We start from the raw sequence: 25,683 nt of genomic DNA on the forward strand, positions 1-25,683 counted from the left end.
TTCGCCCGGTGCTGGCCGTACCTACGCTCATCGGCCGCGTTCATCCGCCACGTGACGACCGCCCGCGACGAGGCCAGCGCTTAACCTTCGCGGCCTTCGGCGCCCCTTGGTCAGTGCGCGAAGTGGCGCGCGCCGGTCAGGTACAGCGTGACGCCGGCCTTTTCGGCCGCCGCGGTTACTTCGTCGTCGCGTACCGAACCGCCCGGGTGCACGATCGCCACAACACCCCCGTCGGCCAGCGTCTCCAGGCCGTCCGGGAACGGGAAGAACGCATCAGAGGCCCCGACCGCGCCGCGGACCCGGTCACCGCCGCGCTCCACCGCCAGCCGCGCCGCGTCGACCCGATTGACCTGGCCCATACCGATACCGACGGTGGCGCCACCGGCAGCGATGACGATCGCGTTGGATTTGACCGCCCGGCAGGTTCGCCACGCGAAGGCGAGATCCGCCAGTGTGACCGGTGACGCCGCCGCACCAGCCACCAGCGTCCAGTTCGCCGGATTGTCGCCGTGCGCGTCGATGCGATCGCGTTCCTGCATCAACAGGCCGCCGCTGATCTGCCTCCGTTCGATAGCCTCACCCAGCGGCTCGGATGCCACCAGCACTCGGATGTTCTTCTTGCCTGCCAGCACGTCGACCGCGCCCGGCGCGTAGGCGGGCGCCACGATCACCTCGGTGAAAATCATGCTCACGTATTTGGCCATTTCGACGCTGACCTCGGTGTTGGCCGCGATCACTCCGCCGAATGCACTCAGCGGATCGCATTCATGGGCCTTGCGGTGCGCATCGGCGACCGACACCGACGAGATCGCGATCCCACATGGGTTGGCGTGCTTGACGATTGCCACGCAGGTCTGCTCGTGGTCGAAGGCTGCCCGCCAGGCCGCGTCGGCATCGGTGAAGTTGTTGTACGACATCTCTTTTCCGTGCAACTGCTCGGCCTGCGCCAGGCCGGGCCACGCGCCCGCATCGGCGTACAGCGCCGCCTGTTGATGCGGATTCTCGCCGTAGCGCAGCAGTGCCGAGCGGTGCCATGCCCCCGCGAACCACTCCGGGAACGCCATCGTTGGCTGCTCGGGTGCCAGCGTCGAGCCCATCCAGCCGGCTACCGCGACGTCGTACTCGGCGGTGTGCCGAAACGCCAACGACGCCAGCCTCTTCCGCTCGGCAAGAGTGAATCCGCCGCTCTGCACTGCGGCCAGTACACCCTGGTAGCCCAGCGGGTCCACCACTACCGCAACGCTCGGATGGTTCTTCGCGGCCGCCCGCACCATCGACGGTCCGCCGATGTCGATCTGCTCGACGCATTCGTCGACATCCGCCCCGGAGTCCACCGTCTCGCTGAACGGGTACAGGTTGACCACCACCAACTCGAACGGCGCGATCCCGAGTTGCTCGAGCGCCGCGGCGTGCTCTGGCTTGCGCAGGTCGGCCAGCAGGCCGGCGTGCACGTGCGGATGTAATGTCTTGACCCGGCCGTCGAGCACCTCAGGAAAACCAGTCACCTGCTCCACCGGAGTTACCGGAATTCCTTTCTCGGCAATGGTTTTCGCGGTCGAACCGGTCGAGACGATGTCGACACCGGCCGCATGCAGGCCGCTCGCGAGCTCGACGAGCCCGGTCTTGTCGTACACGCTGATCAGTGCGCGGCGGATCGGCTTTCTCGAGTCTTCGCTGCTCATCCGATGGTCGCCTTTCGTCCGTTCCAGGTCACGCCGCCGGCCGCCACCGCGGCCACCACATCCACCAGCAGCTGCCGTTCGGTGACCTTGATGCGCTCGTGGAGGGTCTCTTCGTCGTCGTCGTCGAGCACCGGGATGGGCTGTTGGGCCAGTATCGGGCCGGTGTCGGTGCCCGCATCAACCAGGTGCACCGTGCAGCCGGTGACCTTCACGCCGTAGGCCAGAGCTTCGGCCACCCCGTGGACGCCGGGAAACGCCGGCAACAGCGTCGGGTGGGTGTTGAGGATACGCCCGCAAAACCGCGAAAGAAACCGCGGTCCAAGAATTTTCATAAAGCCAGCGGATACGATGAGGTCGGGTGAATGCGCCGCGACGGCCTCGGTGAGCGCGGCGTCCCAGGCATCGCGATCGGGGTGATCGGCCAGTCGCACTTTGAAAGTCGGCAGTGACGCCGCGGTGGCGATTTCGACAGCCCGGCAGTCACGGTCCACGCCGACGGCGAGCACCCGTGCCGGATAGTCACCGACGGCGGCCTCCAGCAAGGACGCCAGCAGCGAACCAGTACCCGATGCCAAGACCACCAATCGTGCCGGTGCGCTGGGAGGCACGCGGAACGGTTGCTGCACAGGGCGAGCCTAATCCGTCCGCTGACGATGCGGGCCGTCGGCGGCCCGTGGAGGAGGCGGACCATCACTCGGGCCGTCCGGCGAAGATGCGGGCCGGCCTCCGGCTCGAGGTGGGGGCACCTCCTGCTCGCCGGGGCGACGCGGGCAATCAGGATCGGGAGGCGGATGATCCGCGGCTGGCGGCTGATCGCCGGCCTGGACGACAACACCGGGATCATCGTGGTCGACTTCAGCGACCGGGTCGGCCGGGACAAGCGGTTCGTCGGCCGGCTTTGCCGGAGGCGGCGCAGCGCGTGCCGGTTTCGGCTTCCTCGGCCGGTATCTGACGCCGTCGGCCATCGCCACGGTGATTGCACCGACGATGGCGAACCAGAGAAACACCGCGGGCCCTAAGGTGCCCTGGTCGGTGCCGACGTCGCCGAAGTTGCCCAAATGCCCGCCGGCGGCGTATCCGAGCAGCGCCATCGTCAGCGCCGCCATCGACGCCGCGGCCAATAACTTGGCCATCGCCGGAAGGATCGGCAGCGGCCGGCGCGCACACTGTTGTCCGACCGCTACCCCCGCCGACGCGCCGACGATGAGCAGCGCAACCCACGCCGGCCCCAGCGGCGGGTGGGGCGCCGCGGCCAGCACCGGCAGCGCGGGAATGTCGCCACCGAAGACGGTGAACGAGCTGAAGGTCGCAAAACCCAGATGAGCGCTGGATCCCACTGCAATCGCCGCAGTGCCGACGATGACGTTAGGCGCATAGAGCACCGACAGCACGGTCAGGCTGAGCTGGCCGAAAATCGAATTGGTGATCGCGTACAGCTCCTGCATCGTGCCCCAATGCACGACCAGCGAGGCGGCCGTGACCATGCCGGACAGCCCGAGCAGCGCCAGCACGCCGGCCGTCGCCGCCCGTAACGAATCGGCCAGCCAGTCCGGCAGCGGCGACGTCCTCAGAACCCGGCGGCCGACCCGAGACCCCACGCCGATCGACGCACCGATGGCATGGACTACCAGCACGCTCATGAACGCACGCAGTGCGCTCGGCGTCTGCAATTCGGTGATCACCGATGCCGCGTCGTGGATGACCGCCAGTGCGATGGCGGCGATCAGCAGCGGTCCGCCCAGCGCCGACGCCACGATCCAGCGGATGACGAACCAGGACGACGTGGCTGGGGTGGCCTGCGCGGTGGTGCGTGCGGTGCCCCACACCATCAGCAGCACCGGCAGCAGCGGCATCACGCCCAGTTCGCGACCGCCGATCGAGATCGGCACCTGATGCACGCCGAGCCACATACTGGCGATCGCACCCAGCGCGCCGGTCATGTCGCTGTTGGCGATCAGCAATTGCAGCAGCGTGACCGCCGCGATGACAATCAACGCGACCGCAGCGGGGCCGAAAGCGACCCGCAGTAGATCACGGGCCTGACGGGCGCCCGCCGCTGGACTGTCCTGCACCCGTGTCACGCTTCGAGCACGTTACCTACTAGGCCCCCTGGCCGGCGACCCGCCGCGCGCGAGTGCGCACGGCTAGGTCTGTGACGGGCCCGACGGCGACGAAGGCGCCTGCGGCTGCTGACCCTGGCCGTAGGAGTGCTGACCCTGGCCGGAACCGGCGTGGTTTGCGGAGTTGCCCTGTCCCGGGCCGCCAGAGCTGGAGGACGGCGGCGGGCTGAAGCTGGGGAAACCTGTTGGCGGGGTGGGGGATCCCAGTTGTTGTCCGTGCGGCTGTCCGGATTGCGGAGCCGGGATAGGTCCGGACTGCGGGCCGACCGTGCTGAAGCCGCCGGTCGACGGCCCTGACGGGTAGCCGCCGTACTGAGACCCGTATCCAGACTGCTGAGGCGACTGCTGGTAGGGAGCCTGCTGACCGTAATACCCGCCGTACTGCCCGTAGTGCCCGTACTGGTCGTACTTGGGCCGTGGTGCCGGCGCGGTGATGACGCCCGCATCCAGCAAAAGGGCGCTGACCGCAAGGACAGCCTGGACCACCCCGCAGCCCAGCGCGAACCACAGCGCCCAGCCGCGGCCGGACGCACCGATCGTGTCCTCGATCAGCAGTAGCGCGCCCAGTGCGGAGACCGCCGCCACGACCGCGGCGTAATTCTTCGCCTTGGGTAACAGACTCACCCCGGCCAGCAGCCCCGCCAGCAGTCCCAGGTCAATCGGCAAGGTGCTGCCGCTTTCGACGAGTTCGTCACCGTTGGGAAGAACGCGGGTGATCATCGGGCCGTAACTCAGCAGGTAGATCGCTAAGCCGAGAGCCACCACTCCGATGTTCAAGTAGAGCTTCAGATTGCTTTCACCGTCATCAGATTTCACGAACGACGGTGTGGAGGAGGTCCCGTAGGCGCCGGGCGACTGCGCGGGCGGGTATCCGGGACTGCCGGGCGGGTAGGTCATGGCTTCTCCTGTGCCTTCCAGTGCTGTTGCGGCGCCACTGTCGTGCGGCGCTGGTACTCCCAGGCGGCCGCTGCTCGCAGCGCTACCTCGTACCGCGGTATGAACGCCGCGACGACGAGCGCGGGCGTTTGCGACGCGTGCCGATCACCCACGCTAGCGCACCTTGGGCAGTAGGCGGCGCTGACCTCAACGTGATGTCGACCGGTTTGCGCGGCTTCGCGGTGACCCCCGCCCTTGCCCGCAAGATTGGAACACGTTCTAATTCACTGCATGGACTACGGGCTTGTGCTGTTCACCAGCGATCGCGGTATCACCCCGGCGGCAGCTGCGACGCTCGCCGACAATCACGGCTTTCAGACCTTCTACGTACCCGAACACACCCATATCCCGGTCAAGCGCGAGGCGGCCCACCCGACGACGGGTGACGAGTCACTGCCGGACGACCGCTACATGCGCACACTGGACCCGTGGGTCAGCCTCGGTGCGGCGTGCGCGGTCACCTCCCGGGTGCGGTTGTCCACCGCGGTGGCGTTGCCGGTCGAGCATGATCCGATCACGCTGGCGAAATCTATCGCGACCCTCGATCACCTATCCGGTGGACGGGTCAGCCTGGGCGTCGGGTTCGGCTGGAACACCGACGAACTCGCGGACCACGACGTGCCGCCCGGGCGTCGCCGCACCATGCTTCGCGAGTACCTCGAGGCGATGCGGGCGTTGTGGACCGAAGAGGAGGCATCCTACGACGGCGAATTCGTCAAATTCGGGCCGAGCTGGGCGTGGCCCAAGCCGATACAAGCGCATATCCCGGTGCTGGTAGGCGCCGCCGGCAACGAGAAGAACTTCAAGTGGATCGCACGCAGCGCCGACGGCTGGATCACCACTCCCCGCGACTTCGACATCGACGGGCCGGTGAAATTGCTGCAGGACACGTGGGCAGCCGCCGGCCGGGGCGGCGCGCCGCAGATCGTGGCGCTGGACTTCAAGCCGGTGCCCGAGAAGTTGGCGCGCTGGGCCGAATTGGGGGTCACCGAGGTGCTTTTCGGATTGCCCGACAAGTCCGCGGATGAGGTCGCCGCATATGTGGAACGATTGGCCGGGAAACTCGCCGCATTGGTGTGAGCCAGGAAATCGATCTGCAAGTGATCTTAAGGCGCGTCGTGACAGACCAGAATGACCGAGGCCGGCATTTCCGGTATCGCTACGATCCTCGTCTGGCCCCGATCTGGTTGCCGTTTCGGGCATGGCCCGGCACCCAGGGTGTGACGGTGACCGACGACGGTCGTCTCGTCGCCCGCTACGGGCCGTTTCATGTCGACGCGCCGCTGTCGCGCGTGCAAGACGCGCACGTCACCGGTCCGTACCGATGGTGGACCGCGGTCGGCGCCCGGCTATCGGCGGTCGACGACGGACTTACCTTCGGCACCAACGCCTTCGAAGGTGTATGCATCCACTTCGAGCCCCGGATCCACCGCGTGATCGGCCTGCGTGATCACTCCGCGCTTACCGTGACCGTCGCGGACACCCAGGGGTTGGTCGCCGCAATCAAGGGCGCCGTCTAGTCAGCCCAGCGCGCAACGGTTTCCATACTCGAACGAGCGCACGACGACCGACCGCCCCAGTGGGTCGCCCTCGGTGAGCAGCCCGATCAAATCGTCGTCCTCGGCGGTCGCCAGGAAACGGCTGTCGTCGGCGTCGAGCCGGCCGATGACGATCCCGGTCGGCCGACCGCCGTCACGCCGGACCGTGTAGGTCTCGACGGTTCCCGGGCCGTCGGCGTGCTCGGTCACCGGCTGGGTGGGCGCATGCCCGATCTGCTCCTGCAGCTGCGCACTGCGGTCCGGTTTCCAATCGGCGGGTATGGCCGAATAGACCCCGACCGAGTACTTGCTCAAGATGCCGCCGTTGGCGCCAACGAGACCGAATTCCCCTGGCGCGCTTCGGCACTTGGCGACGGTTTCGGCGACACCGTGCATCGAGTAGTTGTTGCCGGCGCCGCCGAAGAACGGCAGGCCACCGGTCAGGGTCAACCCGCGCGGGTCATCCGGAGCGATTCCCGTGCCGTCGAGGATGTTGAAGACCGGCACCGGGAAGCAGCTGTACAGATCGAAAGCGGCGATGTCGTCGATGCCGATGCCGGCGACCGCCAGCGCTTCACGCACCGCCATCACCGCCGACGGGGCATGCCCGAGATCTGGCCGCTCCAGCAGACTCTGTTCCTCGAGATCAGCATGCCCGTGGAGATAGACCCAATTGTCTTCGGGCACACCAAATTTCCGCGCAGCCTCGACCGACATCAGCAGTGCTGCGGCACCCTGGTTCACCTGGTCACGGGCCACCAGCAGCCGCGGGTACGGCTCGGAAATCATCCGGTTGCGCTCGGTGACGGTGATCAGTTCCTCGACGCTGCGTTCGACCGGCGCGGCGGCGAACGGGTTCTCAGCCGCCACTTTGGTGAACGGAGCGAACAGTTCGCCCATTCGCCGCAGATAATCGGCGGGCCCGAGTCCGGTTCCGGCCCGCCGGGCATTCTCCAGCAGTCCATACTGAGTCGGCGCGTCGACAAGCCCGTGAATGACCGTGTAGCGACTGATAAGTCCGTCCAGGCCGTGGCCGCGGTCCTCCAGCGAACCGTCGACGGTCTCGGAGAAGTCCGGCCGGTTGTCGGACCCGGCGAAGTAGCGGTTGGTCGAGGTCGCGTCGGAACCGAAGACCAACGCGACCTCTGAGCGTCCGGCGGCGATTGCACCGGCCAGTTCAGTGATCAGGTGCTGCGGGCCTTGGCCGCCAACGACCTCCAGAATGGCCCGGGCCGGGTCCGCACCAATCCGATTGGCCACCGACCGTGGGTAGTTGTTCGACTTGCCCAGCACCGCCTTGGCCGGCCCGGAGATCTCGAACTGCCTGACACCGGCGATGGTGTCGATCGACGCGGCAACCTTGGCGGGGTCGGCGCCGCAGTCCTCAAGCGCCGCACGAGCACCGGCTGCCGCCAGCTCGACGGCCGACATTCCGCGGTAGTACGCGTCGTCGATGCGTTCTGCGGCCTGCCCAACACCGACCACCACCGGAGTGTGCGCGTCGACGACCACGTCGCGCCTTACAGGCTCTGCAGGATCTGCCGCGCAAGCGCAGCGGTTTCCGACGGAGTCTTGCCGACCTTGACTCCGGCCGCCTCCAGGGCCTCTTTCTTCGCAGCGGCGGTGCCCGACGATCCGGACACAATCGCGCCGGCGTGGCCCATCGTCTTACCTTCCGGCGCAGTGAATCCCGCGACGTAGCCGACGACCGGCTTGGACACGTTGGCCTTGATGTAGTCGGCCGCGCGCTCCTCGGCGTCACCGCCGATCTCACCAATCATGACGATGAGCTTCGTGTCAGGGTCCTTCTCGAACGCCTCGATCGCGTCGATGTGGGTGGTGCCGATCACCGGGTCACCGCCGATGCCGATCGACGTGGAAAAACCGAAATCGCGTAGCTCGTACATCATTTGGTAGGTCAGCGTGCCGGATTTGGACACCAGCCCAACCGGACCCGAGCCGGTGATATTGGCCGGCGTGATGCCGACCAGCGCCTCGCCCGGAGTGATGATGCCGGGACAGTTCGGGCCGATGATGCGGGTCTTCTTACCCTTGTCGACGTTGTAGGCCCACGCATATGCGCTGTCCTGCACCGGAATTCCCTCGGTGATGACGACTAGCAGCGGAATCTCGGCGTCGATGGCCTCGATGATGGCGTCCTTGGCGAACTTCGGGGGCACGAAGATGATCGATACGTCGGCGCCGGTCTTTCCGATTGCCTCCGCGACGCTGCCGAACACCGGCAGCTCGACGCCTTGGCCCTCTTTGTCCACATGCCTGACTACGGTGCCGGCCTTGCGCGCGTTCACACCGCCAACAATGTGCGTGCCCGCCTTGAGCATTCGAGCGGTGTGCACGGTGGCCTCGCTACCGGTGATGCCCTGGACGATGACCTTGTTCTCTGCCGTCAGAAAGATAGCCATGGGTCATATCCCTTTCAGGCGCTCGCCAGTTCGGCGGCCTTGTCGGCGGCCTCGTCCATCGTGGGCACCAGCGTCACCAGTGGGTGGTTCGCCTCGGTGAGGATGCGACGGCCTTCCTCGACGTTGTTGCCGTCGAGGCGGACCACCAGCGGCTTGTTGGCCTCGTCGCCCAGGATCTCCAATGCCTTGACGATCCCGGTGGCCACCGCGTCACACGAGGTGATCCCACCGAAGACGTTGACGAACACACTTATCACTTGAGTGTCGTTGAGAATCACGTCCAGCCCGGCCGCCATCACCTCGGCCGAGGCGCCGCCGCCGATGTCGAGGAAGTTGGCGGGCTTGACCCCGCCGTGTTTCTCGCCGGCGTAGGCCACCACGTCCAGCGTCGACATCACCAATCCGGCACCGTTACCGATGATCCCGACCTGACCGTCGAGCTTGACGTAGTTCAGGTCGTGCTCCTTGGCTCTGAGCTCGAGCGGGTCGGTGGCGTCGCGGTCCTCGAACTCTGCGTGGCCGGGCTGCCGGAAGTCGGCGTTGGCGTCCAGGGTGACCTTCCCGTCCAGTGCCAGAATCTCGTCGTCGGGAGTCCGCACCAGCGGGTTGACCTCGACCAACGTGGCGTCCTCGGCGACGAACAGCTCCCAAAGCTTCGAGATGGTGACCGCCGCGGAGTCGAGCACCTCGGCCGGCAGGTGACCCTGCTCGGCGATCGACCGGGCGAACGCGAGATCAACCCCCTTGACCGCATCTACCGGCACCTTGGCCAGCCGTTCCGGTTTGGTGGCCGCGACCTCTTCGATCTCCACGCCGCCCTCCACCGAGCACATGGCCAGGTAAGTGCGGTTGGCCCGGTCGAGCAGGAAGGAGATGTAGTACTCCTCGGCGATGTCGCTGGCCTCGGACACCAACAGCTTCTTGACGATGTGGCCCTTGATGTCGAGACCGAGGATGTTCTTCGCGTGGGTGTAGGCGTCCTCGGCGGTCGCGGCGTACTTCACGCCGCCTGCCTTGCCCCGGCCACCGGTCTTGACCTGGGCCTTCACCATGACCGGCCGGCCGATCTCCTCAGCGATCGCCTTGGCCCCTTCGGGGTTGTCGGTCACCCGGCCGGGTGTCGTCGGGACGTTGTGCTTGGCGAACAGCTCTTTCGCTTGGTATTCGAAAAGGTCCATGGCTCACTTCTGTGTGTCGGCCTATAGGCAAGCGAGCCGGGGTTTTCCGATGCCCGCTTGCGGGAACTGTATCGACCCGGCCTGGAGGTTCCGTCGCCGGCATCGGTGGATGTGGCAGATCTCACCGCCGCACCTGAAGTGATTCAAATCACATTCATAGGCGGATTTCCGGCTTGGCTTGCGAGGTCGCGCGCTCGGCGGTTAACGTCGCAGGGTTCAGATAACGCTTTGGTTACGCTCCGAGGGGCAATCAGGTTGACCCAGCCCAGCCCAGCACGGTCTCCTGCGCCGGGAGGCGCCAGGCAATCGCGCGACCGCGGGCTGGAACTCAACCCCAACGAAGTCACCGACATCATCCCGTTCAATGAGTTCGGCAACCTCGATGACCTGGACTTCAGCGTTAACTCTGCCTTCGAAAAGGAAGCGCAGGTTCTCCGCGCGCCCGAGCTCGATGACTTGGACGCGACCGACAACCTCACCGTCCTGCCGCTGGCCGGCCCGAGCCAGGTCGAACCGAGCGTGCAACGGCGTGTCGACCCGTACCGGTACGAGCTGCGCGGCCGACGAAACGATCGGGATCTGACCGGTCGTGGCGGACAGCATCGCAAGCAGCTGGCCGGTCCAGCGCGAGGCCGGGTGTTGATCGGCGCCATGGCCGCCGGTGCTGCGGCCGCCGCGGCGCACTCCGCCACCCACAGTTCCGATCACTCCAAGGCCCAGACGGTGCTGGCCGCCGATGCGGCGGCAATGAACGGCGGGCCCATCAGCACCTCGGCCCGCGGGATGCAGCTGGTCGCCGTGCAGCCCGCCGCGAACGTCGCAGTGCACAACGCGGAGCTGGCCAAGGGCGTCGCGTTCGCCCAGGAGCGCGCCCAGCGCGAGGCCCGGCTGCAGCAGCCGCTGTTCGTCATGCCGACGAAGGGCATATTCACCTCCGGTTTCGGGTACCGCTGGGGTGTGCTGCACGCCGGTATCGACCTCGCGAACTCGATCGGCACCCCGGTCAGGGCGGTATCCGACGGGGTTGTCATCGACGCCGGCCCCACCGCCGGCTACGGAATGTGGGTTAAGCTGCGCCACGCGGACGGAACGGTGACGCTCTACGGTCACGTCAACACCACGATGGTCAGAGTGGGCGAGCGCGTGATGGCGGGCGACCAGATTGCCACCATGGGCAACCGTGGCAATTCCACTGGCCCCCATCTGCATTTCGAGGTGCTGCTCGGCGGCACCCAGCGAGTCGATCCGGTACCGTGGCTGGCCAAACGTGGCCTGTCCGTCGGCACTTTCGCCGGTTGACCGGTGACCGAGCCGAACCAACCCACACCAGGCGATCACCCGCCCACTCAGCCGCCAAGCAGACCCGTGCCCGCCGGTAACGGCCCGCAGTTCGCTCCCCAGACGCGCATCATCCGGCGCGCGCCGACCGCGCCGATGCCGCAGATCGTGGACGACGCCCGGACCACCCACATTCCGCGGCAACCACCGCCTTCCAGCTACGTTGCTCCGAGCCAGCGCCCCGGCCCGGCGAGCACGCTGTCCGGAGGACCCAGCAGCGCGACGGCGGTGGCCGCTTCCGCCGTCAGCATCGTCAGCGGCTGGGCGACTTCGGTGGTGGCCACCGACCTGATCGCGGGCTGGTGGAAATCCGACCGCCTGTTCTGCGTCGCAGTCGCGTTCCTCGCGCTGGTGTTCGCGCTGGCGACGATCTCCGGTGTGATCCTGCTACTGCTGCGTCGTTCCCTCGGGCGCTACCTGCTGGTGGCCGGCGCCGTGATCGCGTTAATGACCTACGGTGGCGTGTTCATCGCCGGCGCGCGCGTCGCCTGGATCGTGCACGCCCTGCCCGTGCTGCCGGTTTCCAGTGTGGTCCTGGCGCTGCTGCCGCGCACCAAGGAATGGCTGCTGGACGACTGACCGTCGCCGCGCTAAAGCTTGGTGACGGGCGCGTGGTTGTGCATCAGCTTGACCCGCCCCGAGCTGCCGAAGTCGATCAGTGACATCGCTGATTCGCCAACGCCGGAAACCTCCTCCACCCGGCCCAGCCCGTACTTGTCGTGGGTCACCCGGTCACCGGGTGCGAGCACCAGCAACGGGCGCTTGCTCGCCGATGCACGAGCCGGCGACGGACGCGGCGAGCCGAATCGCCCGGCGCCGCTGACCGGCGCGCTGAACGACGGGGTGGGATCGGTGCGCCGCCAGTCGATGAGTTCCTGCGGGATTTCCCGCAGGAACCGCGACTCCGGGTTGAGCATTGGCTGTCCCCACGACGACCGCACTTTGGCCCGGCTGACATACAGCCGCTGACGCGCGCGGGTGATCCCGACGTAGGCCAGTCGCCGTTCCTCGGAAAGTTCGGCTGCATCACCCAATGCCCGCATGTGCGGGAACATGCCGTCTTCCCAACCAGTCACGAAAACCACCGGAAATTCCAGCCCCTTCGCAGTGTGCAATGTCATCAGCGTGACCAGACCGGCGCTGTGCTCGGGGATTTCGTCGGAGTCGGCGACCAGCGACACCCGCTCCAGGAATTGTGCCAGCATCCCGGTGTCCGGCACGTCTTCATCGTCGGGCGTGCCGAGTGTCTCGTCGAGCGCCGCCGCGTTCTCCAGGTCGGTGGCGAATTCGTGTGCGACGCTGACGAGTTCGTTGAGGTTGTCCAGCCGGGCCAGGTCTTGCGGGTCGGACGAGGATTCCAGCTGCGCGCGGTATCCGGTGCGCTCCAGCACCGCCTCGACCAGCTCTCCGAGGTCACCCTGCGACGAGTCGAGACGGCCACGCAGATCGTCGAGCATCTCGACGAAGCCCGCGATCGCCTTGGCCGACCGGGTGTTGAGCATCGGCACCTTGCCTTCGGCGGCGGCCTCGAGCGCGTCGGCGAAACTGGAACCGGTGTTCTCGGCGTACACCGCGACGCAAGCCTCGGCCCGATCGCCGATGCCGCGCCGCGGTGTGTTGAGGATGCGTCGCAGGCTGACCGCGTCGCCCGGGTTGTCCAGCACCCGAAGGTATGCCACGAGATCGCGAATCTCCTTGCGCTCGTAAAACCGCACGCTCCCAACGACTTTGTACGGAATACCGGCGCGGATGAACACCTCTTCCAACGACCGCGACGAGTTGTTGGTGCGGTAGAAAACCGCCACATCGTTGTACGTGAGCTCGCCACCGGCGACCAGCGTGTCGATTTCCTCGGCGACGAATCGTGCCTCGTCGTGCTCGTTGTCGGCGACGTAGCCAACGATTAGCTCGCCCTCGCCGGCAGCGGTCCATAGCCGCTTTTCCCGGCGCCCAGAGTTGCGCGAAATCACCGAGTTGGCCGCCGACAGGATGTTCTGCGTGGAGCGGTAATTCTGCTCGAGCAGAATCGTCGTGGCGTTCGGGTAGTCGCGTTCGAAATCTTCGATGTTGCGAATCGTGGCGCCGCGGAACGCATAGATCGACTGGTCGGCGTCGCCGACGACGCACAGCTCTGCCTGTGGCACACCGCCCGGATCGTCACCGGCGTCGCGGCCAACGAGCTCACGCACCAGCACATACTGCGCATGGTTGGTGTCCTGATACTCGTCGACCAGGATGTGGCGGAACCGCCGACGGTAATGCTGGGCGATCTGCGGGAAAGCCTGTAGCAACGCGACCGTCTCGCCGATGAGGTCGTCGAAGTCGAGTGCGTTGGCCGCCCGCAGCCGGTGCTGGTATTCGGAGTAGACGGCGGCCACCGTGCGCGCCAAGTCATCGGCTTGGTCAGGGTGGTCGGGGTCGGACAGGTCGGCCATCGCCTGCTGCGGGTCGATCAGCTCGTTCTTCAGGTTCGAGATGCCGTTGGCCAACAGCCGCGGCGAGTATCGCTTGACGTCAAGGCCCATGTCCTTGGCGATCATCTGGAGCAGGCGCCGCGAATCGTCGGCGTCGTAGATCGAGAAGTTGGAGTTGAGGCCCGCGATCAGCGAGGCCTGGTTGCGCAGAATCCGCACGCAAGTCGAGTGAAACGTTGACACCCACATGGAAGGAGCGGCGCGCGCTCCTATTAGTGCCACCACGCGTTCCCGCATCTCCGCGGCGGCCTTGTTGGTGAAGGTGATGGCCAGAACCTGGCCGGGGCCGACGTCGCGAGCGGCCAGAAGGTAAGCGATGCGCCGGGTCAGCACGGCCGTCTTGCCGGAGCCCGCGCCCGCGACGATCAGCAGCGGCGAGCCCTCGTGCAGCACCGCCTGACGCTGTTGCGGGTTGAGGCCGTCGAGGAGTTGATCTGCGTCGGGAGCCCGCCGGGCATCGGTCACGTACACACTCATTGCCCACAAACTTACCGCCGTTCGGCGACACCTTTGCGTTAGCGGGCCTTCAAATGGCACACTCAATTCGTGCTCAACATGCAGCGGCGATTTTTCTACGGGTACCGGCCAGCGGTGCCCGTGGCTTAGCTGCTTCCAGAGCCTCGTGGTCCGCTTCCGGATCCGGGGCTCGTCTCTTGTGTGAGGCCCGAAACCGGATGAGACCACAAGACCCACACCCCCCACACAACGAGAATCCGGAGCTTCCAATGACTGTAGAAACCGAACCACTCACCGACATCGACGACCTGCGCCACGAGATCGACCGGCTCGACGCCGAGATCCTGGCCGCGGTCAAGCGCCGTACCGAGGTATCCCAGGCGATCGGCAAAGCCCGGATGGCCTCTGGGGGCACCCGCTTGGTGCACAGCCGGGAAATGAAGGTCATCGAGCGCTACAGCGAGCTCGGCCCCGACGGCAAGGACCTCGCCATGCTGCTGCTGAGACTGGGCCGCGGCCGACTCGGTCACTGATCCGGTCGGTTAGCACCTCGTTCACCTCGCCGTCATCGCCGCCCTGGTCAACCTGACTAGGGTCGACACCATGACTGCGGTTGAACAGATTCCCGATATCTCAGCGGCCCCCGCCTGGAGTGCCCTGCACAGACATCACGAGCAGATCAAAACGACGCACCTACGCCAGTTCTTCGCCGACGATCCTGACCGCGGCAGCGAGTTCACCGTCTCCGTCGGCGACCTTTACATCGACTTCAGCAAACACCGCATCACCCGCGAGACGGTGAAGCTGCTGATCGACCTGGCCCGCACCGCCCACCTCGAGCAGCGTCGCGACGAGATGTTCGACGGCGTGCACATCAACGTCTCGGAGAATCGCGCCGTGCTGCACACCGCACTGCGGCTGCCGCGGGACGCGACGCTGACCGTCGACGGGCAAAACGTCGTCGAGGACGTGCACGCGGTGCTGGACGCGATGGGCGACTTCACCGACCGGCTGCGCAACGGCGGGTGGACCGGCGCCACCGGAAAGCGAATTCGCACGGTCGTCAACATCGGGATCGGCGGCTCGGACCTCGGACCGGTGATGGTCTACCAGGCGTTGCGTCACTACGCGGACGCCGGCATCTCGGCGCGGTTCGTCTCCAATGTCGACCCTGCCGACCTGATCGCGGCGTTAGCCGACTTAGACCCGGCCACAACACTTTTCATCGTCGCCTCCAAGACGTTCTCGACGCTGGAGACGCTCACCAACGCCACCGCGGCTCGGCGTTGGCTGACCGACGCGCTCGGCGACGACGCGGTGGCCAAGCACTTCGTTGCCGTCTCGACCAACAAGAAGCTGGTCGACGAGTTCGGCATCGACACCCACAACATGTTCGGGTTCTGGGACTGGGTCGGCGGACGCTATTCGGTCGACTCGGCGATCGGGCTCTCGGTGATGGCCGCAATCGGCCGTGAGGCTTTCGCGGACTTCCTGTCCGGGTTCCACCTCGTCGACGAGCATTTCCGGACCGCGCCGTTGGACTCCAACGCTCCTGTGCTGCTCGGGCTGATCGGGTTGTGGTACTCGAATTTCTTTGGGGCACAGTCACGTGCGGTGCTGCCGTACTCCAACGACCTGGCACGGTTCGCGGCGTATCTGCAGCAGCTGACGATGGAATCCAACGGCAAGTCAACCCGCGCCGACGGTACCCCGGTCGTCACCGATACCGGTGAAATCTATTGGGGCGAACCGGGGACAAACGGCCAGCACGCCTTCTACCAGTTGCTGCACCAGGGCACGCGGCTGGTGCCGGCTGACTTCATCGGATTCAGCCAACCGACCGACGACCTGCCCACCGCCGACGGGACCGGCAGCATGCACGACCTGCTGATGAGCAACTTCTTCGCCCAAACCCAGGTGCTGGCATTCGGCAAGACGGCCGAGGAGATCGCCGCCGAAGGCACGCCTGCCGACGTGGTGCCGCACAAGGTGATGCCCGGCAATCGACCGACCACATCCATCCTGGCGACCAGGCTCACCCCATCGGTGCTGGGCCAGTTGATCGCCCTGTACGAGCATCAGGTCTTCACCGAGGGCGTGGTGTGGGGCATCGACTCGTTCGACCAATGGGGCGTCGAGTTGGGCAAGACGCAGGCCAAGGCGCTGCTGCCGGTGATCACCGAGGACGCCGCGCCGGCCAAACAATCGGACAGCTCGACCGACGCGCTGGTGCGCCACTACCGCATCGAAAGGGGCCGTGCGGGCTGAGCCGCGCCTTACGCGAAGCGCTTGGCCAGCGGCGGCAGCAGCCGCAGCAGTTGGGACAGCGGCGCCCACGGCCACCACGGCACCGCGGCCCTGCCCGGCTCGCGCTCGATGGCTGCGACCAACGCCTTGACGCCAGTTTCGTTGTCCACCATGAACATTGTGCTCTGCGATTTGGCCGTCATCTCCGACTCGATGTACCCGGGCTCGATCACCGACACCTTGATCGGGCCGCTAGCGTATTCGGCGCGCAGCGATTCTCCCAGCGAACGCACCCCGGCCTTGCTGGCCGCGTAGGCGGCTTTGACGCCGGGCACGCCCTTGGCGCCGAGCACCGAAGAGATCAGCACCAGATGCCCCGACCCCTGCTGCTTGAACATCTGTAGCGCGGTTTCGATCTGAACCAGCGCAGCCACCAAGTTGGTTTCGATGGTCGCCTTGTTGGCCCACAGCTTGCCCGACCCCAGCGGCGCGCCCTTGCCGATACCGGCGTTGACGATCACCCGGTCGATTCCACCAAGTGTGTCGGATAACTCGGCGAATACTTTCGGCACCTGTTCGTGGTCGTTGACGTCCAATGCGGCGACGGCCACCACGATGCCCGGATATTGTTGCGAAAGCTCGGTTTTGAGCTCGTCGAGGCGGTCGGTACGACGGCCGCACAGCGCCAGGTCACGCCCCTTGGCGGCGAACGCGCGGGCCATCCCGGCGCCCAGGCCGGAACTCGCGCCGGTGATAAGGATCTTCTGCCGAGTCATCCGCGCAGCATAGCTACTTGAGCAGACGCGACATTCGCCGGTCGGCCAGCACCTTGCCGCCGGTCTGACAGGTCGGGCAGTACTGAAATGACTTGTCGGCGAACGACACTTCGCGCACGGTGTCTCCGCACACTGGACACGGCAATCCGGCGCGCGCATGTACCCGCAAACCGGAGCGCTTCTCGCCTTTCAGCGTGGCCGCCTGTTGGCCGACTGAGCGGGTCACGGCGTCGGTGAGCACCGACACCATCGCGTCGTGCAACGAGCTCAGCTGTGCGTCGGCGATTTTCCCGGCCGTGGCGAACGGCGAAATCTTGGCGACGTGCAAGATCTCGTCGCTGTAGGCGTTGCCGATGCCGGCGATCACCTTCTGGTCGGTGATGACGGACTTGATCCGGCCGGTGTTGCCGGCCAGCAGGTCGGCCAGGTCGTCGACGGACAGTTGCAATGCGTCCGGCCCGAGAGCGGCGATGCCGGCCACCTGCATCGGGTCGTCGACGAGCCAGACCGCCAGCCGCTTCTGGGTGCCCGCCTCGGTGAGGTCGAAGCCCGGCGCCTCACCCGGAGTGCCCAGATGAACGCGCAGTGCAATCGGACCCTTGCCGGGGCGCAGCGGCGCGGCGGCCAGCGTGTCCGACCATCGCAGCCAGCCGGCCCGGGACAGATGGGTGATCAAGATCAGCTCGCCTGCCCGTAGACCGAGATATTTGCCCCAGCGGTCGGCGCCGGTAACGGTCAAACCGTGCAGCGCGTTAATCGGCGGGTCGAAGGTTTTGAGCACCGAGAACGCGACGACGTCGACGCGCCCGATGGTCCTGCCGACGGCGTGGTGGCGCAGGTAGTCGGCCAGCGCTTCGACTTCGGGCAGTTCAGGCATGCATCCAGTGTGCCGGTCAGCGCCGAGCAGTGCGCCGCACGTCGCGGACCACCAGCGACAGCACCCAGCTGACGATCGACAAGACGATCGCGGCCCAGATCGCGGTCCACCAGAAGTGGTCGATGGCCAGGCCCCAATGGGTGGTGTGAGCGGTGATCCACGCGGTGATCCACAGCATCAGCGCGTTGATGACGATGTGGATCAGGCCCAGCGTGAGGACGTACAGCGGGATCGACAGGATCTGCACGATCGGTTTGATGAACGCGTTGACCAGCCCGAAGATCACCGCGACGACGAAGATGATGCCGACCCTCTGCAGCCTGGTGTCGCCGCCGACGAAGCTGAGCCCATGGACGACGAGAGTGACCACCCAGAGGGCGAATCCCGTCAACGCCGCGCGGATGAGAAATGGCCCCATGAGCTGAACCTACTCCGCGGATCGCAACAAATAGGTGTCCATGATCCAACCGTGACCAGCACGGGCATCGGCCCGCAGCGCGGCGATCCGCTCTCCGACCTCGCCGATCGTGCCCGCGACCAACAGCTCGTCGTCGGTGCCGAGGTAGGCGCCCCACCAGATCCGGGTGTCGGGCGGGCAGCTTCGAAACGAACACTCGCCGTCGAGCATGACGACCGCCGAGCCGGACAGGCCGTGGATTCGAAGCTGGCGACCGGTGGTGATCAGCACAGGTTCGCCGACGTCGTTGAGCGGGATGCGATGCCGAGCCGTCAGCGCCTGGATGGCGGTGATACCCGGGATGACGTCGTAGCTGATGTCGAGCTCGGCGGTGACGGCATCGAGGATGCGCAGCGTGCTGTCGTACAGCGACGGGTCTCCCCAGGCCAGGAAGGCACCCATACCGCCGGGTTCCAGTTCAGCCGCGATGGACTCCGCCCAGATCTGGGCGCGCGCCGCGTGCCAGTCGGACACCGCCGCCCGGTACTCGGCGTCCTTCGACCGTGGCGCATCCGGCAGCTCGACGAATCGGTAGCCGGGCTCGCGGATGAATCGCGCGCAGATTTCCCGGCGCAGACGCACCAAGTCGCTCTTGGCTTCGCCTTTATCCATCGCGAAGAACACCTGAGTTCGATTGAGCGCCTCGATCGCCTGGACGGTCACATATTCAGGGTCTCCCGCACCGATGCCGATGACGTGGATGTGCCGGGTCGCCATGCGCGCACAGCCTAATCACAACCAGCCGGGACCACCGGTATCCGATACCGCGGGTATCGACATCTTTCGATGACCCGCGAAGGATCAGCGCCATGACCACTCCGGTGAAGCCGACGGGGCCCAGTCGTGAAGAGTTCTCTGAACGCCTGCTCAAGGGATCGGTCAAGCCACGTCATCGCATGCCTACAGCTCATGAAAGGGCACACTCGCATCGAGGTGCGCCACAGTAGTCAACATGTGTTCAATGAGCGTGTGCACGTGGGTAACTCGTCGCGTCGCCTAGAAAGTGTCGGCATTCGACTTGGCGTCGCGCGTCGGCGTGCACGATGACATTTATGACCGCCCAGCGACCGTGAGGGTGGCCGACATCTGTCGAGAGGCGCGTGTCCGGTTAGCCGGATATATTGACCCGATTGACGGCCAGTATCACTGGCAGGGAACATTTTTCGGCCAATTTCCGGTACACGCGTTGGCCCGAGTCCGGACAGTGACTCCGGTGGTGGGCGAGCGCAGCGTTTCGGCGCGCATCACCGAAGAAACTCCGCAGGCCACGTACTCGATCGTCGGCGTGGGTGCGCCGCCGTTCGCGCTGGCAGACGTCGAAGTCGGCGCCGCGCCACAGTTTTGAGCCGCGACTGCGTTTTGCCGCTCGCCAGCGCGGGTAAGCGCCCATCGTGCCGATGGCGATGCCAGTGAAAACAACCCGCTCGTAGTGGTCAGGGTAGCTGCCAAGCGGGCCGGAGCCGATGGCTAGGACGACAGGCCGGATCCTCGCCGCGGCGGCGACTGGGTGTCCGGTCTGGCGATTGTCGCGTCGGTTTGCCGCGCCTGGGGCAGCACACCGATGCCGTCCGGAAAGACGGTGTGGGCGGTTGTCGGGCCGGAAAACCAGCTTTGATCCGCCACCTGCGATATCAGCAATCAGTCGGCGTGTTCGGCCTCGACGAGCTGGCGGGCCACCACCACGAGCGGCGTATTTGAGTTCTGCGAAAGCCGCTTCAGCAGTTCGAATGCCTGCACAGCGTCGATCTTGAATCGCTCCATGATCATGCCTTTGGCTTGGCCGATGATGTCGCGGGACGCCAGGGCACTGCGGAACTGCTCGTCGCGCCGCAACGTATTCCACGCCAATGCGGTGTGCGTGGCCAGGATCAGCCCCAACTCCGCCGCTTCGTCGCCGAATACATTCGGTTGTTCGGCATAGAAGCTCAGCGCTCCCATGCTGTGGTGGTCTGCAAACAACTGGAACGACAGGACCGACCGGATCGGGGTCGCTTCGACGGCCTCGCGACAGTAAGCCGGCCAACGGTCGTCGAGGGTCAGGTCGTTGATCCGGACAACGTGCTGCTCCCACGCCGCCGACAGGCACGGCCCCTGATCGTGACGCTGCTGGATTTGATCGAGCAGGAACGGATAGGAGTTCGTCGCTGACGCCGTTCGCACCTTCCCGTCGCGGGTGGCGATCGTGATACCGGCGTATTGCGCACCGGGCATGCTTTTCACTGCGCTCTTCGTCAACTCGCGGAGGACGGCATCGACATCTGTCTCTCGCTGTTGCTGCTGCAGGGTTTGCACCAACTCCGCGAGTTCGCGGATGAGTCGGCTCCGGCGATCCGCCGCCATGCTTCCCGCTCCGATCGCTTTCCCGTTAGCGATGCTGCCATTCTCCTACCGTCTGGCAAACCCGGCAACGGTTGGGATCAGCCTCGACGCCCTGTTCGGTGGGGTACTTTCTGTACCGGCGAGTTGCGGCCTGCCGAGGTCACGCCTGGTCATTAGCCGCTCGTAACGGGCTCTAGTATTTGGTTCAGAATTTGTGGTTATTCGAGGACAGGAGACGGGGTGCGGTTCAGCTACGCGGAGGCGATGACCGACTTCAGCTACTACATCCCGCTGGCAAAGGCCGCCGAGGCGGCCGGGTACGCCAGCATGACGATTCCCGACAGCGTCGCTTATCCATTCGAGTCGGACTCCAAGTACCCCTACACGCCCGACGGCAACCGCGAATTCCTGGACGGCAAGGCGTTCATCGAGACGTTTGTGCTGACCGCCGCACTGGGGGCGGTGACGTCGACGCTGCGGTTCAACTTCTTCGTCCTCAAGCTGCCGATCCGGCCGCCCGCGCTGGTGGCCAAGCAGGCGGGTTCGCTTGCGGCGCTGATCGGCAACCGGGTGGGCCTTGGTGTAGGCACCAGCCCATGGCCGGAGGACTACGAGCTGATGGGCGTCCCGTTTGCCAAGCGTGGCAAGCGGATTGACGAGTGCATCGAAATCATCCGCGGCCTGACCACTGGCGATTACTTCGAGTTCCACGGCGAGTTCTACGACATACCGAAGACGAAAATGACCCCCGCCCCCACCGAGCCAATCCCGATCCTGATCGGCGGTCACGCCGATGCCGCGCTGCGGCGTGCGGCCCGCGCCGACGGGTGGATGCACGGTGGCGGCGACGCGCACGAACTCGACCGGCTCATCGGGCGGGTCAAGCAGCTTCGGGAGGAAGAGGGTAAGACCGGCCCGTTCGAAATTCACGTGATCTCCGTGGACGCCTTCACCCTCGACGGAGTCAAACGCCTCGAGGACAAAGGTGTTACCGACGTGATCGTGGGCTTCCGGATCCCCTACATCGTGGGGCCGGACACCGAACCACTGGATACCAAGATCCGCAACCTGGAGATGTTCGCTGAAAACGTGATCGCCAAAGCCTAACGGCTACAGCGGATCCCACACCGGAGGCCGCTTCTCCTGAAGGGCCTTCGCGGCCTCCAGCGGGTTGTTGGTGAAGCCGCTCAGGATCTGGGTGCGGTTCTCGATCTCCTTGGCATGCCGCAGACTCGGCGCGTCGAGCGCGGTGTTCAGGCCGATCTTCGTCTGCCACACCCCGTAGGCGTTGTTCGCCACGATCGAACGGGCCATCTTCAGCGCGGCCGTCATCAGCTCGTCCGCCGCCACCACCTCGTGCACCAGCCTGATCCGGTACGCCTCGTCCGCGTCGATGATGCGGCCGGTCAGCATCAGCTCCCGCGCCACCCCGGCTCCGACGATCTTCGGCAGCAGGTAGCTGGTGCCCATGTCCATCGACGAGAACCCCGCCTTGATGAAAACCGATCCGAACCGGGCCTGCTCGGACGCGATCCGGATGTCGCAGTGCAGTGCAAACGCCAGCCCGCCGCCGACCGCGGCGCCGTTGACCGCGGCGATCACCGGTATTGGCAGCTCGTAGAGCCGGGTGTACAGATCGGCCAATCGAACCTGTGCGTCGTAGCTGACCTTGAACGGTGGGCTGTGCGGCGCAGTTTTCGTCCAGGCTTCTCCGGTGCCGCTGAGGTCGGCGCCCGCGCAGAACCCCCGCCCCGCGCCGGTCAGGATCGCCGCCCGGAACTCGCCGGTGCTGAGCACATCCAATGCATCATCCATGGCGCCGATCAGCGACCCGTCGATGGCGTTCAAACGCCTCGGCCGGTTCAAGGTGACGCAAGCAATCTTGTTTTCCGCGGTGCCCGCGATTGTTGCCAATTCCACAGCAGTCATACAGCAACCGTAGGGGAGACGCCGGAATCGGCGCCTACCGTGGAGGAGAAGCCACATCGAGGAGCGCTCATGGCAAGAACTGACCGCGACAGTTGGGATTTGGCCAGTAGCGTCGGCGCCACTGCCACCATGGTGGCGGCCGCCCGGGCCGCAGCCAGCCGCCGCCCCGACCCGGTGATCAACGACCCGTTCGCCGAACCACTGGTCCGCGCGGTCGGGCTGGACCTTTTCACCAAGGTGGCCGCGGGTGAGCTGGATTTCGCCGACGTCGACGACGGTGCCGGGTTTCCCCGCATGGTCGACACGTTCGCCGCCCGAGCCCGGTTTTATGACGACTACTTCGCCGAGGCTGGTAGCGCGGGACTGCGTCAGGTGGTGATCGTGGCGTCGGGGCTGGATGCCCGCCCGTACCGGCTTTCCTGGCCGGCGGGCACCACGCTGTACGAAATCGATCAGCCCGAGGTCATCGAGTTCAAAACCTCCACACTGTCCGAACTGGGCGCTGTGCCCGGCGCCGAGCATCGTCCGGTCGGCATTGACCTTCGTGAGGATTGGCCGGCGGCGCTGCAACGCGCGGGCTTCGACGCCACCCAACCGACGGCATGGCTGGCCGAGGGGGTGCTGATCGGATTTCTGCCGCCCGAGGCCGAAGTTCGTCTGCTGGACAACGTCGCCGCACTGAGCGCCGCGGGCAGCAGATTCGCCGCGGACTACGGATCGGTGCGCGGTCAGACCGAGGAGCAGCAGCGGCAGGCCCACATCCTGACCGATCGCTGGCGCGAGCACGGCCTGGACCTGCACATCCCTGACCTGACCTATCCGGGCGACCACACCGACGTCGCGGCCCACCTGCAGGCCGACGGGTGGGACACCGCTACGTTCGTGCTGGCCGACCTGTTCGCCGCGGCTGGGATGGCGCCGCTGGAGGGCGAAGCACAGGCGGGTGCACCGGCCTCGATCAGCTTCGTTCGGGCGACCCGACGGTAGTCGCGCCGCGTTATGCGTGCTTGGCGAACCACTCCGCCTGCATCGCCAGCAGTCCCAACGCCGGCAATTGCGGTGTGCCAGGGTCGAGTTCGCGATACCGCTGGTAAACGTTGACGACGACGCGCTCGGCATCCAGCCAGCTCGCGTACTCGCCGAGGTCGATGGTATCGGCCGCCTCGACGAACGACAGGCCTTTGCGGTAAGCGCGTTCGGCCTGCTCGGCGACATGGACGAGATACCCCCGCACGGCGCGGATGCCGTCCGCGTCGGTGATCGGACCATGGCCGGGCACCACCGTCGGCGCCTCGAGGGCGATCATCGCCTCGCAGGCCGCGACCCAGTTCGCGATCGGACCGGCCCACACGATCGGCGTGCAGCCGATGAACAGCAGATCCCCGGCGAACAGCACCCCGGCGTCCGGCACGTGCACCACCGAGTCCGCGGCGGTGTGCGCCGGGCCCAGATTCAACAGGTGCACCTCGCGACCACCGACCTCGATGGTGAGCCGGTCGTCGAAGGTCTGGTCGGCGTTGCGGACCGTGATGCCACCGAAGTCAAAGGGCCCAAATCGTTCTCGCAGATATCGGGTCGCGATTGGGCCGAGGTCTGCGGTCTGGGTCATCACCAGCATCTCGGGAGCCATGCCGTGGGCGATCTCCTCGGCGGTGCCCTTGGCGGCGATCACCCTTACCGACCGGTTCAGCAGTTGGTTGCCGTGGGTGTGGTCACCGTTGGAGTGGGTGATCAGCGCGTCAGTGATCGGGGCGCGGTCGGTGATGGGCGCCATCGAGTCCAGCATTTCGCGGGTCAGCGCCAGGTCGAACAGCGTGTCGACCAGTAGCGAGGCGCCGTCGCCGGCGACAAGGCCCGCGTTGCTCCAGCCGTATCCGCCGTCCGGCAACATCCATGCCCACACCCGGTCGGCGACCTCGTGCAACCCGCGGGTGTACGGGATTTTCGCCGGAGCGGGGTTGACCCGCTTGGCGGCGGGAACGGCATCGGGGTTACGCCGTGCCGGGAGTGGTTGCGGTGCAGCGGTTTTGCGCACGGTTTGGCGGGTCTCGCCCAGTCCCTGCACTTTGAGCGTGACGACGTCGCCGTCGTGCAGCCAGCCGCGGAACGACTCCGGTGCAGTCGGGTCGAGGTGCTCGATCAATGTGCAGGTCGGCACTGTGCCGGACCCGAAAACGTCGCCAGGCCTCAGCATCACCCCACGTGAGGCGTAGGCGATCACCTCAGCGAAACTCCAATCCATCGCTGCGGTCGAGCCGGCCCCGATCATCGTGTCGTTGACCAGTGCGGTGACCTCTAGGCCCAGCTTCCCGTCCTGGCGGTAGGGCTCAAGTTCGTCGGCCGTGACGAGGTAGGGGCCCAGGGTGATTCCGCTGTCCTTGCCCTTGGCCTGTCCGATCGCCAGCTGGCCTTCCAGCTGTTGCAAATCACGCGCCGACCAGTCGTTGAAGATCATGTAGCCGATGATCGCCTGTTCGGCTTCGGCGACCGACAAGTCTTTTCCCGCTGTTCCGATGACCGCGGCGATCTCCAATTCGAAGTCCTGCCAAGCACTTCCGGGTGCCGTCGGGGCGTCGTCATACGGACCGAGAACGGTCGACGGGCAGGCGAAGTAGAACGCGGGAATCCGGTACCAGGTGTCTTTGAGCACCCGGCCGCCGCCCATCGCCGCTTGGCAATTGCGCATGTGGTCGAGAAAGCACAGGCTGTCCCGGATCGACGGCGGCCGCGGGATCGGTGCTGCGAGGCTCACCTGGTCGAGACGTACAGTCGGCGCCGAACGCAGCGCGCCCTCCCCGACCTCCCGCAGTCCGGCCGCGCCGCGCCCGATCAGTTCGAGCAAGCTCACACCCGGCCGCAGCGCGTGGATCGCATCACGGGAGAGCACCCCGGTCCGCTCGCCGTCGCCGTCTCGAAAGGTTACCCACCGCATC

Annotated in this window: 25 protein-coding genes and 2 pseudogenes; 10 read left to right on the forward strand and 17 right to left on the reverse strand. The window is 66.1% G+C overall.

Features of this window, described 5'->3' with window-relative positions; genetic code table 11:
* Nucleotides 1–110: 110 nt before the first annotated feature.
* The 5 genes from purH to VEI45_RS18835 all read right to left on the reverse strand — a co-directional run bounded on the left by purH (nucleotide 111) and on the right by VEI45_RS18835 (nucleotide 4,851).
* Nucleotides 111–1,682, reverse strand: a complete 1,572-nt coding sequence (purH, locus tag VEI45_RS18815; RefSeq protein ID WP_324855936.1) for a bifunctional phosphoribosylaminoimidazolecarboxamide formyltransferase/IMP cyclohydrolase — start codon at nucleotides 1,680–1,682, stop codon at nucleotides 111–113.
* On the reverse strand, nucleotides 1,679–2,308 hold the full coding sequence (purN, locus tag VEI45_RS18820; RefSeq protein WP_324855938.1) for a phosphoribosylglycinamide formyltransferase: 630 nt from the start codon (nucleotides 2,306–2,308) through the stop codon (nucleotides 1,679–1,681). Before purN ends, purH begins: the two co-directional genes overlap by 4 nt.
* A 9-nt stretch (nucleotides 2,309–2,317) precedes the next feature.
* The gene (locus VEI45_RS18825) at nucleotides 2,318–3,754 is read right to left on the reverse strand and encodes a DUF6350 family protein (protein WP_324855940.1); all 1,437 of its coding nucleotides are present in this window, start codon (nucleotides 3,752–3,754) and stop codon (nucleotides 2,318–2,320) included.
* A gap of 72 nt (nucleotides 3,755–3,826) precedes the next feature.
* Nucleotides 3,827–4,699: a DUF5336 domain-containing protein gene (locus VEI45_RS18830; protein WP_324855942.1), complete on the reverse strand. Its 873-nt coding sequence runs from the start codon at nucleotides 4,697–4,699 to the stop codon at nucleotides 3,827–3,829.
* Nucleotides 4,696–4,851 carry a hypothetical protein gene (locus tag VEI45_RS18835; protein ID WP_324855944.1) on the reverse strand — a complete coding sequence of 52 codons (156 nt, stop codon included), beginning with the start codon at nucleotides 4,849–4,851 and terminating at the stop codon, nucleotides 4,696–4,698. The genes VEI45_RS18830 and VEI45_RS18835 overlap by 4 nt, the downstream gene beginning before the upstream one ends.
* A gap of 118 nt (nucleotides 4,852–4,969) precedes the next feature.
* Between VEI45_RS18835 and VEI45_RS18840 the strand changes: the two genes are divergently transcribed.
* Entirely contained in the window at nucleotides 4,970–5,818 is an 849-nt protein-coding gene (locus VEI45_RS18840) for an LLM class F420-dependent oxidoreductase (RefSeq protein WP_324855946.1), read from the forward strand.
* Between the two features lie 38 nt (nucleotides 5,819–5,856).
* Entirely contained in the window at nucleotides 5,857–6,258 is a 402-nt protein-coding gene (locus tag VEI45_RS18845) for a hypothetical protein (RefSeq protein ID WP_324855948.1), read from the forward strand.
* On the opposite strand, the gene VEI45_RS18850 is transcribed toward VEI45_RS18845, so the two are convergent.
* The 3 genes from VEI45_RS18850 to sucC are packed head-to-tail and all read right to left on the reverse strand — an operon-like array spanning nucleotide 6,259 to nucleotide 9,877.
* Entirely contained in the window at nucleotides 6,259–7,788 is a 1,530-nt protein-coding gene (locus tag VEI45_RS18850; RefSeq protein ID WP_324855950.1) for an acetyl-CoA acetyltransferase, read from the reverse strand.
* 8 nt (nucleotides 7,789–7,796) lie between these two features.
* Nucleotides 7,797–8,699, reverse strand: coding sequence for a succinate--CoA ligase subunit alpha (gene sucD, locus VEI45_RS18855; RefSeq protein ID WP_324855952.1), 903 nt, complete (start codon nucleotides 8,697–8,699; stop codon nucleotides 7,797–7,799).
* A gap of 14 nt (nucleotides 8,700–8,713) precedes the next feature.
* Nucleotides 8,714–9,877 carry an ADP-forming succinate--CoA ligase subunit beta gene (gene sucC, locus VEI45_RS18860; protein WP_324855954.1) on the reverse strand — a complete coding sequence of 388 codons (1,164 nt, stop codon included), beginning with the start codon at nucleotides 9,875–9,877 and terminating at the stop codon, nucleotides 8,714–8,716.
* Nucleotides 9,878–10,132: 255 nt separating this feature from the next.
* Here sucC and VEI45_RS18865 point away from each other — a divergent pair, with 255 nt between their 5' ends.
* Both VEI45_RS18865 and VEI45_RS18870 read left to right on the forward strand, forming a co-directional pair.
* Nucleotides 10,133–11,176 (forward strand): M23 family metallopeptidase, encoded by a 1,044-nt coding sequence (locus VEI45_RS18865; protein ID WP_414687527.1) that lies wholly within the window; start codon nucleotides 10,133–10,135, stop codon nucleotides 11,174–11,176.
* Between the two features lie 3 nt (nucleotides 11,177–11,179).
* Nucleotides 11,180–11,794: a hypothetical protein gene (locus tag VEI45_RS18870; protein WP_414687528.1), complete on the forward strand. Its 615-nt coding sequence runs from the start codon at nucleotides 11,180–11,182 to the stop codon at nucleotides 11,792–11,794.
* Nucleotides 11,795–11,805: 11 nt separating this feature from the next.
* On the opposite strand, the gene pcrA is transcribed toward VEI45_RS18870, so the two are convergent.
* The gene (gene pcrA, locus VEI45_RS18875) at nucleotides 11,806–14,166 is read right to left on the reverse strand and encodes a DNA helicase PcrA (protein WP_324855956.1); all 2,361 of its coding nucleotides are present in this window, start codon (nucleotides 14,164–14,166) and stop codon (nucleotides 11,806–11,808) included.
* A 197-nt stretch (nucleotides 14,167–14,363) separates the two neighbouring features.
* Between pcrA and VEI45_RS18880 the strand changes: the two genes are divergently transcribed.
* Together VEI45_RS18880 and pgi are read left to right on the forward strand one after the other, a co-directional pair.
* Nucleotides 14,364–14,678 (forward strand): chorismate mutase, encoded by a 315-nt coding sequence (locus tag VEI45_RS18880; RefSeq protein ID WP_324855958.1) that lies wholly within the window; start codon nucleotides 14,364–14,366, stop codon nucleotides 14,676–14,678.
* 70 nt (nucleotides 14,679–14,748) lie between these two features.
* Entirely contained in the window at nucleotides 14,749–16,413 is a 1,665-nt protein-coding gene (gene pgi, locus VEI45_RS18885; RefSeq protein WP_324855960.1) for a glucose-6-phosphate isomerase, read from the forward strand.
* Nucleotides 16,414–16,421: 8 nt separating this feature from the next.
* Here pgi and VEI45_RS18890 read toward each other — a convergent pair whose 3' ends face one another.
* The 5 genes and pseudogenes from VEI45_RS18890 to cobF form a co-directional block, all read right to left on the reverse strand.
* Nucleotides 16,422–17,168, reverse strand: a complete 747-nt coding sequence (locus VEI45_RS18890; protein WP_324855963.1) for an SDR family oxidoreductase — start codon at nucleotides 17,166–17,168, stop codon at nucleotides 16,422–16,424.
* Nucleotides 17,169–17,181: 13 nt separating this feature from the next.
* Nucleotides 17,182–17,655: a zinc finger domain-containing protein gene (locus VEI45_RS18895; protein WP_324855992.1), complete on the reverse strand. Its 474-nt coding sequence runs from the start codon at nucleotides 17,653–17,655 to the stop codon at nucleotides 17,182–17,184.
* Between the two features lie 147 nt (nucleotides 17,656–17,802).
* Nucleotides 17,803–18,045, reverse strand: a pseudogene (locus tag VEI45_RS18900) (DNA-formamidopyrimidine glycosylase family protein); the annotation flags it as partial.
* Between the two features lie 16 nt (nucleotides 18,046–18,061).
* Nucleotides 18,062–18,463 carry a phage holin family protein gene (locus tag VEI45_RS18905; RefSeq protein ID WP_324855965.1) on the reverse strand — a complete coding sequence of 134 codons (402 nt, stop codon included), beginning with the start codon at nucleotides 18,461–18,463 and terminating at the stop codon, nucleotides 18,062–18,064.
* 9 nt (nucleotides 18,464–18,472) lie between these two features.
* Nucleotides 18,473–19,219: a precorrin-6A synthase (deacetylating) gene (gene cobF, locus VEI45_RS18910; protein ID WP_324855966.1), complete on the reverse strand. Its 747-nt coding sequence runs from the start codon at nucleotides 19,217–19,219 to the stop codon at nucleotides 18,473–18,475.
* A 286-nt stretch (nucleotides 19,220–19,505) separates the two neighbouring features.
* Between cobF and VEI45_RS18915 the strand changes: the two genes are divergently transcribed.
* Nucleotides 19,506–19,847, forward strand: coding sequence for a DUF4873 domain-containing protein (locus tag VEI45_RS18915; RefSeq protein ID WP_324855968.1), 342 nt, complete (start codon nucleotides 19,506–19,508; stop codon nucleotides 19,845–19,847).
* Between the two features lie 135 nt (nucleotides 19,848–19,982).
* Nucleotides 19,983–20,117, forward strand: a pseudogene (locus VEI45_RS18920) (sulfate transporter); the annotation flags it as partial.
* A gap of 23 nt (nucleotides 20,118–20,140) precedes the next feature.
* Here VEI45_RS18920 and VEI45_RS18925 read toward each other — a convergent pair.
* Complete coding sequence (locus tag VEI45_RS18925; RefSeq protein ID WP_324855970.1) at nucleotides 20,141–20,842, reverse strand: GAF and ANTAR domain-containing protein; 702 nt, start codon at nucleotides 20,840–20,842, stop codon at nucleotides 20,141–20,143.
* 219 nt (nucleotides 20,843–21,061) lie between these two features.
* Here VEI45_RS18925 and VEI45_RS18930 point away from each other — a divergent pair, with 219 nt between their 5' ends.
* The gene (locus tag VEI45_RS18930) at nucleotides 21,062–21,928 is read left to right on the forward strand and encodes a TIGR03619 family F420-dependent LLM class oxidoreductase (RefSeq protein ID WP_324855972.1); all 867 of its coding nucleotides are present in this window, start codon (nucleotides 21,062–21,064) and stop codon (nucleotides 21,926–21,928) included.
* Between the two features lie 3 nt (nucleotides 21,929–21,931).
* Here the strand turns inward: VEI45_RS18930 and VEI45_RS18935 are convergent, their stop codons facing one another.
* A complete protein-coding gene (locus VEI45_RS18935; RefSeq protein ID WP_324855974.1) occupies nucleotides 21,932–22,750 on the reverse strand; it encodes an enoyl-CoA hydratase/isomerase family protein in 819 nt (272 codons plus the stop codon).
* A 69-nt stretch (nucleotides 22,751–22,819) separates the two neighbouring features.
* Here VEI45_RS18935 and VEI45_RS18940 point away from each other — a divergent pair, with 69 nt between their 5' ends.
* Nucleotides 22,820–23,737: a class I SAM-dependent methyltransferase gene (locus VEI45_RS18940; protein ID WP_324855976.1), complete on the forward strand. Its 918-nt coding sequence runs from the start codon at nucleotides 22,820–22,822 to the stop codon at nucleotides 23,735–23,737.
* 10 nt (nucleotides 23,738–23,747) lie between these two features.
* Here the strand turns inward: VEI45_RS18940 and VEI45_RS18945 are convergent, their stop codons facing one another.
* Complete coding sequence (locus VEI45_RS18945; protein WP_324855978.1) at nucleotides 23,748–25,682, reverse strand: fumarylacetoacetate hydrolase family protein; 1,935 nt, start codon at nucleotides 25,680–25,682, stop codon at nucleotides 23,748–23,750.
* Nucleotide 25,683: the final 1 nt, after the last annotated feature.

It is taken from the genome of Mycobacterium sp. (genome assembly GCF_035623875.1).
In the GTDB taxonomy this organism is placed as follows: Bacteria; Actinomycetota; Actinomycetes; order Mycobacteriales; family Mycobacteriaceae; genus Mycobacterium.